Below are 3,657 nucleotides of genomic sequence, written 5' to 3'. Positions count from 1 at the left end.
TTAATTTCTTATTTTAAATTGGAGCAGTGACTGATGTTAGAGCAAATCAGTTATGTGATACCACAGGGACAAGAATATATATTAAAGGGTAATCAACCGGTACTTTTAAATGATCCAGAGACGGTTTGGTTGATTAAGTCTGGTTCGATGGCGCTGTTTGCGATCGCTGTTAAAGATGGTGTACCGGAGGGTTCTCGGCGTTATTTATTGACTCTGGGAGATGGAGAGGCGATGTTCTCGACAATACCCAGTCAATATGAGGAGCAGCGCCAGATCCTTGCGGTATCGATGGAGGAGACAGAACTCCTGAAGATGTCAAAGGCAGATTTTAACAGGTTGATAGCCAATAAAGATGGTGAGGCTGTGTCGCTGGTGGATGGGTGGGTGAATCAGCTAGGCTGGGCACTGTCTGAAATTGTCCCTCCAAAAATGCCTGTCAAACCAGAAGGAATTAACTTTTTCTCCTTAAATAGTGGCGATATTTTCCAACCCCAACCTGGTACTGTGTCTTGGGTGGAAATTCAGGAAGGGTATGTTCGCTGGATGGGGATTGAAGAACTGGATATTTATCCCAGTTCTGGAATTCTGCCTTTGAGTGCAGATATGTGGTTGCAGGCAGATAGCATTGTTGAGCTTGCTACTACCGCAACCTCGGATCTGCAAAATGGAGATCGGATATTAAAAAGTTTGTCCCAACTGACAACCTATTTTCTTCAAAGTATTGAACTGTTGGAGCAATCGGAAATAACCGCAGAATTACGGAGATTTCAAGAAAGGGAACGTCTCAATTATCAGGTAATGCAGGAGGCTTTAGGAGAACTGTCATCCGTGCTAGAAGTACGGAAATCAGCTTTTCCTTCCGAGACAAAATCGGTTGATACTTCAGATCAAGCTTTAATGATTGCTGCTGGTGCGGTGGGGCGTGCTTTGGGGATTAAGATTTGTCCTCCCGCTCAATCAGAGGATCTCAGACGAGTAGCAGAACCACTAGAAGCGATCGCTCGTGCTTCCCGAGTCAGGATGCGTCGGATTTCTTTGGCTGACAAGTGGTGGAAACAAGATTCTGGCGCCGTACTTACTTACACCAAAGACGACCACCCTGTAGCAATCTTACCGATATCTGACAACCGCTACGAGATTTTTGATCCTTTGGAGCGGACTCGTATCCGTGTAGATGAGCGCTCTGCTGCTAATTTAGCTCCGACTGGCTACGTATTTTATCGACCTTTTCCTGATACAAAATTTAAAATTCAAGATTTACTCCAGTTTGCCCTGCGAGGACACTTCAAAGAGCTAATTTACATTATGCTGGCGGGAGTAATCACCACTGTGCTGGGAATGCTGACACCCCAAGCTACTGCTATCTTGATCGACAATGCTATTCCGGATGCTAACCGGGGATTATTAACGCAAATTGGCTTAGGTCTTTTGGCTGTCACCTTTGGACAAACGATGTTTGAACTGACTCAAGCATTTGCCATTATCAGACTACAGACTTTTGCAGAATCTTCCACACAGGCGGCGGTATGGGATCGGCTGTTAAATTTGCAAGCGTCGTTTTTCCGGCAGTTCTCAGTTGGTGACTTGAAATCTCGCGTTAGCAGCATCTCGCAAATTCACCAGAAACTTAGTAGTACTGTTATCAAAAGTATTTTCTCTAGTTTCTTTTCTTTGCTTAATCTCGGACTATTATTTTACTACAGTGCAACACTTGCTTTGCTTGCCTGTTTCGTTGCTGTTGTCAATATTGCTATCACTCTTTTCTCTGGTATTTTGACTGTACAAAAGTTCCGTCCCTTGCTGGAACTAGAAGGGCAAATCTTTGGTGTGATGGTGCAGTTAATTAACGGTGTATCGAAAATCCGAGTTTCGGGAGCAGAGTCACGAGCTTTTGCCTACTGGAGTAGACAATATACTCATCAACTCAAACTAATGTTGAGAACTCAGGGTATTGAAGATGGTGTGACTTTCATCACCAAAGTGCTACCACCTTTAACAAATGCTCTCCTATTTTGGGTTGCTGCTAGTATGATTCAGGACTCACCTGAAGGTGGTGGTTTATCTACTGGTATTTTCCTCGCCTTCAATGCTGCGTTTGGCAGTTTCATTGGTGGAGCTACTAGTTTAAGTACCACAGTCGTGGATATTATGCGCGTCTTACCGATGTGGAAACGTGCGGAACCAATTCTCACAGCCATACCAGAAATCACTGCCAGCAAAACCGATCCTGGTAGACTATCGGGTAAGCTGCTTGTAGACCATGTGGTGTTTCGCTACCGAGATGATGGGCCGCTGACTTTGGATGATGTCACCATCAAAGCTGAACCAGGAGAGTATATTGCTCTTGTTGGCCCTTCTGGCAGTGGTAAATCAACTCTGTTTCGTTTATTGTTGGGTTTTGATCATCCGGAATCTGGCACGATTTACTACGATGGACAAGATTTGGCTGGGTTGGATGTGAATGCTGTGCGTCGGCAGTTGGGTGTGGTAATGCAAAATAGCCGGATGATGTCGGGTTCGATCTTTGATAATATTGCCAGTGGGGCAATGATTACGATGGAAGAAGCCTGGGATGCAGCACGAGCTTCTGGTTTAGCAGATGATATCGAAGGTATGCCGATGGGTATGCATACAGTAGTAAGCGAAGGTGCTACTAACTTATCTGGGGGACAACGGCAAAGGTTATTAATTGCGCGAGCATTAGTATTGAAACCCCGGATTTTGTTATTTGATGAAGCTACTAGCGCTTTAGATAACAGAACTCAAGCAATTGTCAGTGAAAGTTTGGAAAGATTACAAGTAACTAGAATTGCGATCGCTCACCGTCTCAGCACTATCCGTAATGCTCACCGCATATATGTACTTCAGGGGGGTAGGGTGGTACAGCAAGGTAGTTTCGATGAACTGGCAAAACAACAAGGACTATTTGCTCAGTTAATGGCGCGCCAGATGTTGTGATAAGGGCTAATGACTAAGCATATTTTGCGTAAAATTGTAGGGTTTAAAAACGCAGAGGGCCGCAGAGTCAACGCGGAGGTTCGCAGAGTTTTCCGGAGTTTTATTTGCTACGAACTTGTAGGATGATCCAACCCCACAACAGGGAATGGGGGTGAACTTCCCCTTGCTGCTGCCCTTTAACAGTAGCTCATGACTTATATGAATCGCTAGTGTTGTCTTGCCCACGCCTCTTTGATTCTGTACTGAGATAATCATTTCTGTAAATAAAGGAAACCGTATTTATACATTTACAGAAATGTGGGCTTTTGGGTAGTGCGATCGCCTAATGCTTTTCGTTCCCCTACCGAGGTCGGGACAGGTTTAGACGTGCTTCTGGGAACAAGTATTTTACCCCATCCACTCCTGCGCTCTTTTTACCTTGATTGTCTTGTGTTACCCTTCTTACGCTAGTACCCTATTTGACCAAGACCTCATTAATATTTGCGCTTTGTTTACGGACTTGCTTGATATCACCACAACGCGAAGCAGCGTAAAGCGATGAGTGCAACTTAAGGGTGATCGCTTAAAAACCAATTTTTGGGGTAGTTGTTGAATTGTTTACATTAGTTGACATTGTATACAATCCGTCTCGCTGGAAGCCACAACCAAGAGCGAATACATTTTGAGTGCAGTAACAACTACATCAACCGCAACTTAAAA

General features: G+C 44.4%; 1 protein-coding gene and 1 pseudogene. One reads left to right on the top strand and one right to left on the bottom strand.

The window, feature by feature from the left end:
- Positions 1-33 precede the first annotated feature (33 nt).
- Positions 34-2,958, top strand: a complete 2,925-nt coding sequence (locus UYI_RS0122535; RefSeq protein ID WP_016868942.1) for an NHLP bacteriocin export ABC transporter permease/ATPase subunit — start codon at positions 34-36, stop codon at positions 2,956-2,958.
- A gap of 340 nt (positions 2,959-3,298) precedes the next feature.
- Here the strand turns inward: UYI_RS0122535 and UYI_RS39160 are convergent.
- A pseudogene (locus UYI_RS39160) lies at positions 3,299-3,394 on the bottom strand (reverse transcriptase N-terminal domain-containing protein); the annotation flags it as partial.
- Positions 3,395-3,657: the final 263 nt, after the last annotated feature.

The organism is Fischerella muscicola PCC 7414 (assembly GCF_000317205.1).
In the GTDB taxonomy this organism is placed as follows: Bacteria; Cyanobacteriota; Cyanobacteriia; order Cyanobacteriales; family Nostocaceae; genus Fischerella; species Fischerella muscicola.
The sequence above is the reverse complement of the archived record's forward strand: the minus strand, read 5'-3'. Positions and strand labels throughout refer to the sequence as shown.